Source organism: Mycobacterium sp. 20KCMC460, assembly GCF_022179425.1.
GTDB classification, from domain to species: Bacteria; Actinomycetota; Actinomycetes; order Mycobacteriales; family Mycobacteriaceae; genus Mycobacterium; species Mycobacterium kiyosense.
Genome location: NZ_AP025524.1, coordinates 537907 through 552552 on the forward strand (window position 1 = coordinate 537907; position 14646 = coordinate 552552).

The 14646-nt window shown below is 67.0% G+C and carries 13 protein-coding genes; 7 read left to right on the forward strand and 6 right to left on the reverse strand.

Annotated features, from left to right (window positions below; translation table 11 throughout):
• The first annotated feature begins 7 nt into the window (after positions 1-7).
• Entirely contained in the window at positions 8-1786 is a 1779-nt protein-coding gene (selB, locus tag MKCMC460_RS02515) for a selenocysteine-specific translation elongation factor (protein WP_236979718.1), read from the forward strand.
• Positions 1787-1983: 197 nt separating this feature from the next.
• On the opposite strand, the gene MKCMC460_RS02520 is transcribed toward selB, so the two are convergent.
• From MKCMC460_RS02520 to MKCMC460_RS02530, 3 genes are all read right to left on the reverse strand, one after another.
• Positions 1984-3024, reverse strand: coding sequence for a phosphotransferase family protein (locus tag MKCMC460_RS02520; RefSeq protein WP_236979720.1), 1041 nt, complete (start codon positions 3022-3024; stop codon positions 1984-1986).
• A complete protein-coding gene (locus MKCMC460_RS02525; RefSeq protein ID WP_236984551.1) occupies positions 3017-4234 on the reverse strand; it encodes an acyl-CoA dehydrogenase family protein in 1218 nt (405 codons plus the stop codon). Before MKCMC460_RS02525 ends, MKCMC460_RS02520 begins: the two co-directional genes overlap by 8 nt.
• Before the next feature lie 142 nt (positions 4235-4376).
• Positions 4377-5483, reverse strand: a complete 1107-nt coding sequence (locus tag MKCMC460_RS02530) for an NDMA-dependent alcohol dehydrogenase (protein ID WP_236979722.1) — start codon at positions 5481-5483, stop codon at positions 4377-4379.
• 306 nt (positions 5484-5789) lie between these two features.
• Between MKCMC460_RS02530 and MKCMC460_RS02535 the strand changes: the two genes are divergently transcribed.
• A complete protein-coding gene (locus MKCMC460_RS02535; protein WP_236979724.1) occupies positions 5790-6230 on the forward strand; it encodes a RidA family protein in 441 nt (146 codons plus the stop codon).
• Between the two features lie 11 nt (positions 6231-6241).
• Here the strand turns inward: MKCMC460_RS02535 and MKCMC460_RS02540 are convergent, their stop codons facing one another.
• On the reverse strand, positions 6242-6892 hold the full coding sequence (locus MKCMC460_RS02540) for a TetR/AcrR family transcriptional regulator (RefSeq protein WP_236979726.1): 651 nt from the start codon (positions 6890-6892) through the stop codon (positions 6242-6244).
• Between the two features lie 53 nt (positions 6893-6945).
• Here MKCMC460_RS02540 and MKCMC460_RS02545 point away from each other — a divergent pair, with 53 nt between their 5' ends.
• Together MKCMC460_RS02545 and MKCMC460_RS02550 are read left to right on the forward strand one after the other, a co-directional pair.
• Positions 6946-7635 (forward strand): DUF998 domain-containing protein, encoded by a 690-nt coding sequence (locus tag MKCMC460_RS02545; RefSeq protein ID WP_236979728.1) that lies wholly within the window; start codon positions 6946-6948, stop codon positions 7633-7635.
• Positions 7632-9107 carry a PPE domain-containing protein gene (locus MKCMC460_RS02550; RefSeq protein WP_236979730.1) on the forward strand — a complete coding sequence of 492 codons (1476 nt, stop codon included), beginning with the start codon at positions 7632-7634 and terminating at the stop codon, positions 9105-9107. Before MKCMC460_RS02545 ends, MKCMC460_RS02550 begins: the two co-directional genes overlap by 4 nt.
• 36 nt (positions 9108-9143) lie before the next feature.
• Here the strand turns inward: MKCMC460_RS02550 and dmpG are convergent, their stop codons facing one another.
• Together dmpG and MKCMC460_RS02560 are read right to left on the reverse strand one after the other, a co-directional pair.
• Complete coding sequence (gene dmpG / locus MKCMC460_RS02555) at positions 9144-10151, reverse strand: 4-hydroxy-2-oxovalerate aldolase (protein WP_236979736.1); 1008 nt, start codon at positions 10149-10151, stop codon at positions 9144-9146.
• Positions 10148-11101, reverse strand: coding sequence for an acetaldehyde dehydrogenase (acetylating) (locus MKCMC460_RS02560; protein WP_236979738.1), 954 nt, complete (start codon positions 11099-11101; stop codon positions 10148-10150). The genes dmpG and MKCMC460_RS02560 overlap by 4 nt, the downstream gene beginning before the upstream one ends.
• A gap of 103 nt (positions 11102-11204) precedes the next feature.
• Between MKCMC460_RS02560 and MKCMC460_RS02565 the strand changes: the two genes are divergently transcribed.
• Genes MKCMC460_RS02565 through MKCMC460_RS02575 form a run of 3 tightly spaced genes read left to right on the forward strand, consistent with a single transcriptional unit; the run spans position 11205 to position 14645 of the window.
• Entirely contained in the window at positions 11205-12788 is a 1584-nt protein-coding gene (locus tag MKCMC460_RS02565) for a bifunctional 3-(3-hydroxy-phenyl)propionate/3-hydroxycinnamic acid hydroxylase (protein ID WP_236979740.1), read from the forward strand.
• Positions 12785-13660 carry an alpha/beta fold hydrolase gene (locus tag MKCMC460_RS02570; protein ID WP_238305291.1) on the forward strand — a complete coding sequence of 292 codons (876 nt, stop codon included), beginning with the start codon at positions 12785-12787 and terminating at the stop codon, positions 13658-13660. The genes MKCMC460_RS02565 and MKCMC460_RS02570 overlap by 4 nt, the downstream gene beginning before the upstream one ends.
• Positions 13653-14645 (forward strand): VOC family protein, encoded by a 993-nt coding sequence (locus MKCMC460_RS02575; RefSeq protein WP_236979747.1) that lies wholly within the window; start codon positions 13653-13655, stop codon positions 14643-14645. Before MKCMC460_RS02570 ends, MKCMC460_RS02575 begins: the two co-directional genes overlap by 8 nt.
• Position 14646: the final 1 nt, after the last annotated feature.

The following is a 14646-nucleotide window of genomic DNA, read 5'->3' on the forward strand; positions in this document are numbered from 1 at the left end:
CGCGCACGTGGTTGCCACCGCCGGCCATGTGGATCACGGCAAGAGCACCCTGATCCGCGCCCTGACCGGCATGGAACCGGACCGCTGGGAAGAGGAGCGGCGTCGCGGGCTGACCATCGACCTCGGCTTCGCCTGGACCACCCTGCCGTCCGGCCGGGAGGTCGCTTTCGTCGACGTGCCGGGCCACCAGCGATTCCTGGCCAATACGCTGGCTGGCCTCGGGCCGGCACCGGTGGTGTGTTTCGTCGTTGCCGCCGACGAGGGCTGGCAGCAGCAGTCCAGCGACCATCGCGACGCCATCGCTGCCCTGGACATCCGCTACGGCCTGATCGTGGTCACTCGTGCCGACCGGGCGCCCGAGCGCGCCGACGGGGTGCTGGCCCGGACCCGCGAGGAGCTGGCCGAGACAGGATTGCGCGACGCTTCGGGCGTCGTGGTGTCGGCAGTGGACGGTACCGGCCTGGCGGACCTGCGCGTCGCGCTCGACCGGGTGCTCAGCGAAGTCCCTCCACCGGATGCCGCGGCGCGGGTGCGACTGTGGGTGGACCGGGCCTTCACCATCGCCGGTGCCGGAACCGTTGTCACCGGAACGCTCGCCGCCGGGACGCTCACCAGCGGTGAGCGACTGGAAATGCTTGGGATACAACGGAAAACGAGTGTCGCCGTGCGGGGATTGCAGAGCTGCGGGAAACCGTACCCGGTGCTGGAACCGGTGTCCCGGGCCGCCGTGAACCTACGCGGCGTTCCCCGCGACGTGGTTCGGCGCGGGGACGTGCTGCTCACCTCGGATGCCTGGCCGATCACCCGCGCCGTGGACGCGCGACGCACCACCGGCTGCCCGTGGACCGAAGCCCCGACGCAACTCGTGGTCCACGTCGGCACCGCGGCGGTGCCGGGCCGGCTGCGCCCGTTCGGCGACGACCACGGCCGGCTCGCCCTCGACCGGCGACTGCCACTGGTCCTGGGCGACCGGCTGGTATTGCGCGACCCCGGTACCCGTCGGGTACTCGGCGGGGCTTTGGTGCTCGACGCCGATCCGCCGGCACTGCGGCGTCGCGGTGACAGCGCGCGCCGGCAGCAGGCGCTGGCCTTGATGAGCGACAGTGGGGATCTCGCCGCCGAGGTGGCCCGCCGTGGTGTGGTGGCCGTAGCCCATCTGAGCCGGCTGGGACTGCGGACCGATGCGGTGCCGGACGGGGTGACGGTACTGGACGGCTGGTGGGTGGACACCGGCACGTACCAGGCTTGGCAGCAGCGACTGGCTGTCGCCGTCAAGGCGTTGCATGCACGGGATCCGTTGGCGGACGGTCTTTCTCGTGGCGCTGCTCGTGTTTCGCTCGGCCTGCCGGATGAGGCGCTGCTCGACGCGCTGGTACGCGACGCGGGACTCGAACAACGGGCGGGCCACATCCGGGTGCCCGGCGCCGGGGCGGATCTCGGCAACGCCGAGGCGGCGGTGCGCGAGCTGGAGACTCGGCTGCGGGCCGAGCCGTTCCGGGCGCCCGAGGCCTACGAATTGCGGGCGCTCGGCCTGGGTGCCCGTGCGCTGGCCGTCGCCGAGCGAACCGGTCGGATATTACGGTTGCGAGATGGCGTGGTGCTGTTGCCGACGGCGCCCGCGCTGGCGATGCGCGAACTGGCCCGCCTCGAGCAGCCGTTCACCACCAGCCAGGCGCGCCAAGCGTTGGGCACCACCCGTCGGGTGGCGATACCGCTGCTGGAACACCTCGACGCCCGCGGCTGGACACGTCGCCTCGACGCCGGACATCGCGAGGTGGTGCGATAGCCGCGTGCGGGTTTCACCGCAAGGATTATGGTTGGCCTCATGTGTTATGCGGTGCGGTGCCGTGTCTGCGGCAAAACGACGTGGGAAGGCTGCGGCGAGCACGTCGCTGAGGTGCGACGCTCGGTGCCGGCCGACCAGTGGTGCGACGGGCACCCCCCGGCCGAAGATCAGCGGGTGGCTGGCGGCAACACCGCGCGCTAAGAATCGGAAATCCCTGCACTGTCCGCGATTTTGCAGGCCATCCGCACGATGGCATCGATTCGCGTGGTAGTGGGCGTCCCAGCGGCGGCCTTGTTCAGCGGTTCGTCCATGGCGCGACGCATCACACCCTCGGCGATGATCGCCAGCTTCCACAGCCCCAGGACGTGCCAGAACTGTACAGCGGCCGGATCGCGGCCGGTCTCGTCCAGGTACCGGCGGGTCATCTCGGCGCGGTCCGGAAAACCGGGCAGCGTGGTCGGCTCGTAGTCGGCGCTCGTCGTCTCGCCGGGCTCCAACCAGTAGGTGAGCAGGCTGCCCATGTCGGCCAGCGGGTCGCCCAGGGTGGACAGTTCCCAGTCCAGCGTCGCCACCACCTCCCCGGCCACCCGGGAGGTGATCAGATTGCGCAGGTGAAAGTCGCCGTGCACCAGGCTGATTTCACGCTGCTGGGGAACACAGGCCCGTAGCCGGCGGGTGAGATCGTCGAGTTCGGGAACCTCCCGGGTCTTGGAGAGCTCCCACTGACCGGCCCACCGTTTGAGCTGACGCAGGGCGTAGGGCTTGTGGCTGGCCAGATCCTGCAGACCGACCGCCGCGAGGTCCACGGCGTGGATCTTGGCCAGGGTGTGCGGCAGCGACAGCGCGGTCCGCCGCCGCTGCTCGGGGGTCAGCGCTTCGGCGATCTCCTGGGTGTCGATCACCAGCCCGTCGACGAATTCCATCAGCACCAGTGGCACGTCGGTGAACTCCGAATCCGTTGTGACACCGAGTATCCGGGGAACCGGGACGTCCGTCCCGGCCAGTGCGGCGATGATGCGTGCCTCCCGGACCACGTCGTGGGCCGAGGCCAACAGCTGCCCCAGCGGCGGGCGCCGCAACACCCACGACTGACTGGCGTCGTCACTCACCCGGTACGTCAGATTGGACTGGCCCAGTCCGATCCGTTGGAAAGAGAGTCCGCCGGTGACATCGAGATCTAGGGTGTCCAGCCACCGCCGCAGGGCCTCGGCGTCGACACCGGGAACCTGCTCAGGCATGCGGCGTGCGGTACTTGCGTAACTCCTGGCTGGCGATGGTCCGTTTGTGCACCTCGTCGGGGCCGTCCGCGAGCCGCAACGTGCGCAGGTGCGCCCACGCCATCGCCAGCGGGAAGTCGTCGGTGACGCCACCGCCGCCATGCACCTGGATGGCACGGTCGACGATCTTGAGCGCGATGTTCGGGGCAGCCACCTTGATCGCCGCGATCTCGGTGCGGGCCTCCTTGTTGCCGACGGTGTCCATGAGGTACGCGGCTTTGAGGGTGAGTAGCCGGATCATTTCGATGTCGATGCGCGCCTCGGCGATCCAGTCGCGGATGTTGGCGTTGTCGGCGATCGGCTTTCCGAACGTGACTCGCGACTGGGCCCGCCGGCACATCAGTTCCAGTGCGCGTTCGGCCAATCCGATTGCACGCATGCAGTGATGTATGCGTCCCGGACCCAGCCGGGCCTGGCTTATCGCGAAGCCCTCGCCCTCGCCTTTGAGCACGTCCTTGCTGGGCACGCGGACGTCTTCGAAGTCGATTTCGGCGTGCCCCTCGCGGTCCTGGTACCCGAAGACCGACAGGTTGCGCCGCACCGTGACACCGGGTGCGTCGATCGGCACCACCAGCATCGATTGTTGTCGGTGCGGTGCGGCGTCCGGATCGGTCTTGCCCATCACGATAAGCACCTTGCAATTGCGATGCATACCGTTGGACGCGAACCATTTTCGCCCGTTCAGCACAAAGTCGTCACCGTCTCGGACCATCGACATCTCGACGTTGGTGGCGTCCGAACTCGCCACGGCGGGCTCGGTCATGGCGAACGCCGAGCGGATCGTGCCGTCCAGTAACGGCTTGAGGTACTTCTCCTTGTGCTCGTCGCTGCCGAACAGCGTGAACACCTCCATGTTGCCGGTGTCCGGTGCGCTGCAATTGCACGCCTCCGAAGCCAGGTGGCTGCGCCCCATGATCTCGGCCAGCGGGGCGTACTCGAGGTTCGTCAGTCCCGGCCCCCACTCGGGATGTGGGTGAAACAGGTTCCACAGCCCCCGCTTTCGCGCCTCGGCCTTCAATTTCTCCAAAATCGGCGGGTGGTAGTGCGGGTCGCCCGCATCCCGCATCTGCTCGTCGTACACGGCTTCGGCCGGGTACACATGCGAGTCCATGAACTCGCGCAGATCCGACTGATACTTCTGGGCCCGATCGGAGATGTCGAACAGTGACATGAGAACCTCTGCCATCGATAGAAGGTGTCCAGCGCCGCCGGGGTGCAAAGCCGGGTGATCCCTTCCTACACCGACGCGATAATGCGGATACGGGGACCCTGGTGCGCTCAAGTGGTGCCAATGCACACCTGGTACCTCGGCCCTAGTGGATGATCACCCCACGGATGTTCTTGCCGTCACGCAGATCCTGGTAGCCCTGGTTGACATCCTCGAGGGTGTACTTGGTGGTGACGAGCTCGTCGAGCTTGAGCTGCCCGGCATCGTAGAGCCGCAGCAGCCGGACGATGTCGTACTGCGGATTGGCCGATCCGAAAAGCGTTCCCTTGATTGTCTTTTCGGTGAGCGTCAGCATGGCGCCGGAGACGTGAATGGTCGCCTTGGCGGGATCGGCGAGTCCGGTGACGACCACCGCGCCGCCCTTGCCCACCACGTCGAACGCCGCGGAGACGACGTCTTCGTCGACCGTTCCGACCGTGACGATCGCCTGGTCCGCGCCCTGCCCCCAGGACAGTTCGACGACCTTCTCGGCCGCGGCGGCCGCGCTGTCGAAGGCATGGGTGGCACCGAACTTCAGTGCGGTCTCGCGTTTGAAGGCGACCGGGTCGACGACGACGATGTACTTGGCCCCGGCGTGCACCGCACCTTGCACCGCGTTGATGCCGATGCCGCCGATACCGTAGATGACGGTGATGTCGCCGGGGCGAACGTTGCCGGCGTAGGTGGCGCTACCCCAGCCGGTCGGCACCCCGCAGCCCACCAGCACGGCGGTCTCCAAGGGCAGCCAGTCATCGATTTTGACCACCGAGTGCTGCGAGATCGTGGCCTTCTTGGCGAATGTCCCGAGCATGCACATGGCGCCGAATTCCGTTCCACCACTGCGGAATCGGAAGCTGCCGTCCGGCATGCTGCCGTGCAGGATGGTGGCGCCCAGGTCGCAGAGGCTCTGCCTGCCGGTCGAACAGTACCGGCAGGTCCCGCAGCTGGGGATGAAGCTGCACACCACATGATCGCCCGGCTTCACCTTGGTGACGCCCGGGCCGACGTCCTCGATGATGCCGGCTCCTTCGTGCCCACCGACGATGGGGAAACGAGGTGGCAGGTCACCGTCGGTCAGATGCAGGTCCGAATGACACAGTCCGGCCGCGGTGTAGTTGATGAGTACCTCGCCGTCGCGTGGCCCCGCCAAGTCGAGTTCGACGATCTCGAAGGGCTTGCCTGCCTCGAAAAGCACTGCGGCGGTGGTCTTCACTGGAGCCTCCTGCGGCAAGCCGACACAATCAAGTCGACCTGGAGTCGAGTCTGATGCTAGGGCGGCTGGTCGGCCGCTGTCAACGCTTTTGCCGTGTCCGACCCAGTGGACCTACCTCGACCGGCGGGCCGCCCCGACGACGCCCAATCGCGTTGCAAGGCCGTACCTTCCAGGTCGATGCCGGATGAGCATTGACAGTCGCACGCCGCCACGCCTAACTTCGAACGCGAATCGTATTCGAAGCAACAGGAATTCGGCGGTGCGGGTCGCCGAACGGGTGAGGCGCGAGGTGGCTACCCGTCGCCGATGGCAGACGAACCATGGTGTTACTGCGCCGATGGCGGTGGGTGGGAGCAGACGATGAGAGAAGTCATTCCGGCGTGGATGCAGCCGATCTACGACGAGTACCACTTCGCCCCCGCGGTGATCGACGGCGGGCTGCTGCGCTGCTCGGGGATGATCGGCTTCCACCCCGATCTGAGCGTTCCGGACGATCCGACAGTGCAATTCACCCTGGCCTTCGAGAATCTGCGCGGCCTGCTGGCCGAGGCGGGGCTGACGCTTGCCGACGTGACGGAGATGACGACCTACCACGTCGGTCTGCGGGCGCACCTGCATGCTTTCGCCGCGGTCAAGGACACGTTCGTATCCGCACCGTATTCGGCGTGGACAGCGGTCGGCGTCACCGAACTCGCCTCCCCGGGGGCTCTGGTCGAAATTCAGGTCACTGCACGGATGCGCCGCTGACGCAGGCGAAGTCAGCGCTGCGCGTAGTCCTGCAGGTAATTCGTCAGCGCCCGTTCGCCTTCGGCGAGCACAGCGCGGTCGCGACCCGGCCCGGCACGATGTGACAACTCCAGGACGTGGTCCCCGAGTTCGACGGCGATCGTCGTGACCAGCGGATCGGTGCCGGGTTGCAGCAGGCCCCACTCGATCAACGCCGCGTGCAACGCCGACGCGAATTGAGCCCGGCGCTGTTGCGGATCGGCGATCAGGCCGCTGGACCGACTAAGGTAGAACAGCCTGGCCAGCTGCGGATGGGTCTCCAAATACTCGCGGTGGAACTCGAACAGCGCGTGGATCACCTCGCCCAGGCTGCGCGGTGCCAGCGTGGCCAGCACCAGGGCGCCCTCGGCGTCCCGGCGATCGAGTAAGTCGGCCAGGATCTCTTGCAGCATGGCGTCCCGGTTCGGGAAGAACTGGTAGACGGTGGCGACCGGGATACCGGCGCGCTCGGCGATCGCGCGGGTGGTCACCGCCTCCTCACCGCCGGTCTCGAGCAACTCCAAGGCGGCCGACAGCATCCGCGCCACCCGCTGTCGGCTGCGTTCCTGCACCGGCTGGCGGCGGCGGAGGTCGTTGTGGGTCGCCACCAGCTCATCGTCGCATACGTCGAACATGAACATCATTCATGTTAATGTTCCGTTAGGTTTGGCTAACCAATCCGGAAGGGCGTCCGATCATGCTGACCGTCGACCCGCGGCACCGGCACATGACGACGGCCGCAATGCTGGGCGCGGGCGTGCCGGCCGGCATCCTGGTGACGGCCACCTCGTGTCTGTTGGCCGCGCTACGCCCCGGCTTCGATGTCAGGCACCATGCGAACAGCCTTCTGGTGCTTGGTGATTGGGGCTGGGTGCAAACGCTGGACTTCATCGTCTACGGCGTCTTGCTGGTGGCGTTCGGTATAGGTATCGGACGAGCGGTGTGGCCGCAGCGCTCCGGCATCATCGCCGCCGCCGGAATCGCCGTTTACGGCCTGGGTGCCGGTGTCGTCGTCGGATTCAACGCGCCCACGCCCGCTTTCGGGTTCCCACCGGGAAGTACGACCGGCTACCCGGGCTACGACACGGTCGACACGTCCACCAAGATCCACGGCATCGGCGGGATGATCGGATTCCTCGCGGTGACGGTCGCCTGCTTCGCGTTCGCCCGCTACTTCGCCCGAACCGGCCGGCCCGGTTGGTCGGTGTTGTCAGGGTTGGTTGCAACCGCGGTGCTGGCCGTCTGCGCTTACCTCGGCGCCAGTGCGTCCGCAGCTACCGACACGTTCAACTATCTACCGACCTGGGTGGTCAGCGTCATGCTGTGGCTCTACGTGTCGGCGGTTGCGGGCAGATTACTCGCCGACTTCCGCGGTGGTAGGCGATGACAGCGCCGGTCTGGATGGCCTCGCCGCCGGAGGTCCATTCGGCGTTGCTGTACAGCGGGCCCGGGGCCGGTGCGCTGCTCGCCGCGGCGAGCGCATGGACGATGCTCGCTGAGGAATACGCCGGTGCCGCAGCCGACTTGGGTGCGCTACTGGGTTCCGTGCCGGGCTCGGTGTGGCAGGGTTCGACCGCCGAACGGTATCTGGCCGCTCATGTGCCGTATCTGGTCTGGTTGACCGCCCAGAGCCGCGACAGCGCCGAGACCGCCCTCCAGCATGAGGTTGCCGCCGGTGCGTACACGATGGCGTTGGCCGCGATGCCGACTCTGGCCGAGCTGGCCGCCAACCACGTAGTGCACGGAATTCTCTTGGCCACCAACTTCTTCGGCGTCAACACCATTCCGATCGCGCTCAACGAGGCCGACTATGCGCGGATGTGGATTCAGGCCGCGACCGTGATGAGCACGTACCAGGCGGTCACCGAGTCCGCGCTGGCGTCGGTACCGGCCCGGACTCCGGCACCGCAGGTGCTCAGCAACCCAGCGGCCGCGACCAACCCGCTGGCACAGATCTGGAACACCATCGTCGACTTGCTCGAACCCACCTTCCTGACTTTCCCGGCGGGACAGGAGACGATCGAGTTCCTGCGCAACCCGGCCCTGTTCCTTCAGGGGTTCCTGCTCGACTTCGCCGCCAATCCCGTTGTCGCGCTGACCACCTGGGGTCCGACGCTGTTCCTGATCAGCTACAACTTCTGGGGCTGGCCGCTCTGGTGGACGCTGTACGGCATGATTCTGTCCTCGCCGTTGTGGATGGCCGCCGCCGTCGGCCTGGCCGGTCTCAGTGGGTTGGCGGGGTTGGCCGCACTGGGCACCGATCCAGTCCCGGCTGAGGCCGACATCGGCGCCTTGCCTGCAGAAGCCGCGACACAGACCTATCCCGCCGTGGTGAGTGCTGCGGCGGCCCCCGGGCCGGCAACGGGCTCGGGTACCAGCACGGCTCCAGCGTCAGGCGGTGCCGGCACCATCGCCGCCCTCGTAGCGCCCGCCCCAGCGGTGCCGTATGCCGTCGCCGGCATCGATCCCGACGACGGTGTCGGGCCGACCCTGACCGACCGCACGGGCGTGCTGGCACCGGCTCCGCAGCTGGCGGCGGTCACGCCCGCGGCGGCGTCATCGAGCGCGGCGCAGCGGCGCAAGGCCCGTCGTCGCCGCGGCGCGGACGTCAAGGACCGCGGGTACGTCTACGAATTCATGGAGTCCGACGAGCCGACGCACTCCGACCCGCCCGAAGTCGGGATTCGACCCAGCGGACAGGGGGCGGGCACTCCGTTCGGATTCACCGGCACGCAGCCCAGCACCCGAAGCGCCGCGGCAGCCGGAATGGCCTCGCTTGCCGACGACGCTTTCGGAAACGGCCCCACCGAGCCGCTGCTGCCCACGACGTGGCACGGCGAGGCCGAACCGCCGGATTAACGATCCGGTCCCATCACGCGGTGCACGATCCTGACTTCATCGTGTGGTCAGGTCCAGGGCGATGTCGACCAGCATGTCCTCCTGCCCGCCGATCATGCCGCGCCGCCCGGCTTCTTCGAGCAGAGTACGGGCATCGATGTCGTAACGCGCAGCGGCGATTTCGGCGTGCCGAAGGAAGCTGGAGTACACCCCTGCGTACCCGAGGGTGAGTGTCTCGCGGTCGACGCGCACCGGCCGCTCCTGCAACGGGCGGACCAGGTCGTCGGCAGCGTCCTGCAAGGCATGCAGATCACAGTGGTGGTCCCAGCCCATCTTGTCCGCGGCGGCGACGAACACTTCCAGTGGTGCATTGCCGGCGCCGGCCCCCATCCCGGTCAACGAGGCGTCGACGCGGGTGGCGCCGTGCTCAACTGCGACCATCGAATTGGCCACCCCCAGCGATAGATTGTGGTGCGCATGGATGCCGATTTCGGTTGTGGTGGCGATTTTTTGGCGCAGCGCGTCGACGCGCTCGGCGATGCCGCGCATGGTCATGGCCCCGCCGGAGTCGACGACGTAGACGCAGCCGGCACCGTAGCTCTCCATCAGCTTGGCTTGTTCGGCCAGTGCGCTCGGGGTGGTCTGGTGGCTCATCATCAGGAAGCCCGCGGTATCCATACCCAGTTCGCGGGCGGCGCCGATGTGTGGCGCCGAAATGTCGGCCTCGGTGCAGTGCGTGGCGATCCGCACCACGCTGGCACCCGCGCGGTGGGCGTCCCGAAGATCGCGCACGCTACCGATGCCGGGCAGCAGCAGGGTCGCGACCCTCGCGCGCCGCACCACCGACGCCACTGCCTGGATCCATTCCAGGTCGGTGTGCGCGCCGAAGCCGTAGACGCAGCTCGATCCCGCCAGTCCGTCGCCGTGGGCGACCTCGATGGAGTCGACACCGCTCGCGTCGAGGGCAGCGGCGATGGCCACCGCCTGATCGAGGCTGTATTGATGCCGGACGGCGTGCATGCCGTCGCGCAGCGTCACGTCGCTGAGGTAGAGCTGTCCAATCATATTGTGGCTCCGACTGTTCGAGTGTCGTAGCTGGCGAGGCGCTCGGCGGTGGCTTTGGCTGCCGAGGTCATGATGTCCAGGTTGCCGGCGTAGCCGGGCAGATAGTCGCCCGCTCCGGTGACTTGCAGTAGAACCGTCACCCGGGTTCCGACGAACTTGCCGGTCTCGGGAATGCATAGCGGGTGATCGGCGGTGAACGTCTCGAACTGCACGCCCTGGGCCAGCCGGTATCCGGGTACGTAGGCGTTGACGCGTGCCACCGTTTCTACGATCGACGCTTCGATGGCCGCGTTGTCGGTGTCGCCGTCGACCAGGCAGTACACCGTGTTGCGCATCGGGACCGGCGGCTCGGCCGGGTTGAGGATCATGACGGACTTGCCGCGTTGCGCGCCGCCGATGGATTGCAAAGCCGCCGAGGTGGTTTCGATGAATTCGTCCAGGCTGGCCCGGGTGCCGGGTCCGGCGGATCTCGAGGAGATGGACGATACGACCTCGGCATAGGACACGATGCCGTGTCGCGCGATCCCGGCGACGATCGGCACTGTCGCCTGACCACCGCAGGTGACCATGTTCAGGTTGAGTACGTCCAGGTGGTCGTCGAGGTTGACCACCGGCACGCAGTAGGGACCGACGGCTGCCGGGGTGAGGTCGAGCACGCGTACACCGGTCGGTTGCAGCGCGGCCCAGTTGACGCGGTGGCCAGCCGCGGAGGTGGCGTCAAAGACCAATCGGACATCGCCGAACTGAGGCATGGCCAGCAGGCCGTCGATGCCGTCGGAAGTGACCGGCACACCGAGACTTCGGGCGTGGGCCAGCCCGTCGGAATAGGGGTCGATGCCAGCCAGGGCGGCAACCCTCAGGGGCCCGGCGCCTTGCTGGATCTTGAGCAGCAGGTCGGTTCCGATGTTGCCCGATCCGATGATCGCAACCGGCCAGGTGAGGTCATTCATGGCTGCTCCGCATTCGCCTATTGACTCCGTAATGATCGTTACATTACCGTAGGGATCACTACGGAACAAGTGTCCTCGATGACACCGGCGGAGGGGGTCAGCAGTGCGCGATGACGGATCACCGATCACCACGGGAACGGATTGCGACGTGGCGATCGTCGGGTATGGGCCGGTCGGCGCCACCGCCGCCAACCTGCTGGGTCAGCTCGGACTCAAAGTCGTTGTGATCGAACGTGATCCAGACATCTACAACCGGGCCCGCGCCATCTCGACCGACGAAGAAGTGATGCGCGTCTGGCAATCGGTGGGACTCGCCGACCGCTTGCAACAGGACATGCTCGGCAACCGGCCGTTGGCCTTCGTCGATGCGACGGGCGCGCCGTTCTACGAAACCACCATCACCGGTCGCGGATGTGGGCATCCGCCCCAGCAGTTCATCTACCAGCCGGCCGTCGACGAGGTGCTGCGTACGGGCGTGGCACGGTTCGCCGGTGTGCAGGTGCTGCTCGAGCACGAGTGTCTGCGGGTGGCGAACAAGGACGATCACGTCGAGTTGATGCTCGCCGACCTGCGCCGGGATGCCTTCAAGCGGATCCGCGCCACGTATGTGATCGCCGCCGACGGTGGTTCCTCACCCACCCGCGGGCAGCTCGGCGTCGGATACTCCGGAAAGACTTACAGCGAGCGGTGGGTGGTTATCGACACCGAAGTCATCAAGAAGTGGGATGCCCACGACCGCTTGCGGTTTCACTGCAATCCGGCCCGGCCGACCGTGGACTGCCCCACCCCGCTGGGCCACCACCGATGGGAGTACCCCGCCCGAGGCGGTGCAGACGACAAGCAGCTCACCAGCGACGAGGCCGTCTGGCGGGTGCTCAACGAGCAGGGCATCACCGAAGAGCACGTCAAGATCCTGCGCGCGGTGATCTACCGGCACCATGTTCGGGTCGCCGACCGCTGGCGGGTGGGACGGATTTTCCTCGCCGGAGACGCCGCGCATGCGATGCCGCCGTGGATCGGCCAAGGCATGGCCGCGGGAGTGCGGGACGTGGCGAATTTGTGCTGGAAACTCGCGGCGGTACTCCGGGGCCAGGCGTCCGATTCCCTGCTCGATTCCTATGAGACAGAACGCAAACCGCACGTTACCGAGGTGACCCGCCGCGCGGTGCTGATTGGCCGGATCATCACCGAGCGCAACCCGGTGCTGGCCACGATCCGCAACCACCTACTGCGCATCCTCACCAAGTCGGCGGCGATCAGCCGGCAGGGCCAGAAGCTCTACTGGATCCCCGAAGCACACTATGCGGACGGGTTCTTCGCCGGCGCCGGGCACCGGGCGGAGGGCCGCCAGATCATCCAGCCGTGGGTCATCGACGACGCCGGCATGAAGTGTCGCCTCGACGACGTGTTGCAGCGCCGCTGGACGCTGCTGCACGTCGGGGCAGTGCCGACGGGCGCGCAGGCCTGGTTGCAACGCGGTGTGACCGCGATCCCGGTCCGCGACACCACCCTGACGGCCTGGTTTCATCGGCACCGGGCCAGCGCGGCAATCCTGCGTCCGGACGGATTCGTCTACACCGCAGCAGGTTCCGGCACGGCGTTGGCGTCGCCGCCCCCGCGCCTGAACTGTGCCCCACCAGCCGCCGTCGCTACGGCGGCGCCGATCCGCAGGGAGGTTCCCGCGTGAGCACCAACCAGCTCTCCGAACAGACCGTCACCGTCAGCGGCAAGCCGATCTTCTTCGCCGAATCCGGTAGCGGCCCAGTCGTCGTCGCGCTACACGGTGGCGGCCCCGGTGCCTCCGGCGTCTCGAACTATTCCCGCAATATCGACGCGCTCGCCCAGCGGTTCCGGGTGATCGTGCCCGACATGCCCGGCTACGGCCGATCCACCAAGACGCTGGACCAAGGCGATCCGTTCGGCTACCTCGCCGACATGATCCGGGGCCTGCTCGATGAACTCCGACTCCCCACAGCGCATCTGATCGGCAACTCCTACGGGGGCGCGGCCGCGCTGCGGCTCACGCTGGACACCCCGGAGCGGGTCGACAAGCTGGTGCTGATGGGTCCCGGCGGTATCGGAACCACCCGGGGTCTGCCCACCGCGGGATTGAACAGCCTGATGTCGTACTACGGCGGCGAGGGCCCCAGCCGCGAGAAGCTCGCCACCTTCATCCGCACCTACCTTGTCTACCAGGGTGATTCGGTGCCCGAGGAGTTGATCGACCTGCGGTATCAGGCGTCGATCGACCCGGAGGTGGTGGCCAACCCGCCGCTGCGCCGCCCGTCCGGGCCGTTCGCGCTACGCACGCTGTGGCGGATGGATCTGACCCGCGACTCCCGGTTGAAGAACTTGCAGACACCCACGCTGGTGCTGTGGGGCCGCGACGACAAGGTCAACAAACCCGCGGGAGGTCCAATGCTGCTCAACGCCATGCCAAATGCCGAACTGGTGATGACCTCGCACACCGGTCACTGGATGCAATGGGAACGCGCGGAGCTGTTCAACGAGCTGGTTTCCGATTTCCTGCAACCGGATTCGAGGCTCGCCCATGCCTAGCGTATTCGGCTGGGTACGTCTGGGCTACCTCGTAGTGGAAACCGAGAAGTTCGCCGACTGGCGACGGTTCGGCCGTGACGCCATCGGCATGCACCTTGACGAAGTATCTTCCGAAGCAATACTTTTCCGGCTCGACGAGCACCAATGCCGCTTCCTGCTGCAACGCGGACCAGCCGAGGACGTCGTCGTCCTCGGCTGGGAACTCGACGACCACGCCACCTTCGACGAGATCCGCTCGCGCGTGAGTGGGCACGGGGTGCCCGTCACCGACGGCAGCGCGGACGAGGCGGCAGTGCGGGGGGCCGAGCGGCTGGCCCGGTTTCCCGGGCCCAACGGACTGACCCAGGAGATCTTCACCCGCGCCACCGCAGGGCGGACCCCGCCGCAACTGCGTGCGCAATTCGTCACCGGCGCTTCAGGATTGGGCCACGTCGCGCTGACCAGCAAGAAGCCGCACCTGGTCCGAGGCTACTACGACACGGTGTTCGACGCCCGACTCACCGACTTCATCGACGAGACCATCAGCGGGTTGAAGTTCAAGATCCGGTTCCTTCGGGTCAACGAACGTCATCACTCGGTGGCCATCGCGGCGGTGAACCGGTTGCCGCTCAACCCGATCCGCACCCGAGTCCAGCACTGCAACATCCAGGTCGCCGAGCTCGACGACATGCTCGGCTCCTACCAGCGGGTCAAGGAACTCGGCTTCGGTATGGCGCTGGGCGTCGGCCAGCACACCAACGACAAAGAACTGTCCTTCTACGCGCTGACCCCGTCGGGATTCGAATGGGAGGTCGGCTGGAATCCGATCGTCGTCGACGAATCCAGTTGGGAGCCAACCACACATCAAGGCATCAGCATCTGGGGCCACACCCCGGAAGCGCAGACCATCGTGGACCGGCTCGCGCAGTTCAAGGTCGGGGCGCAGTCGTTGCTGCACCGGGAGGACACCGTGCCTGCACTGGCCGGGGCCGGGATACCCGACTGAG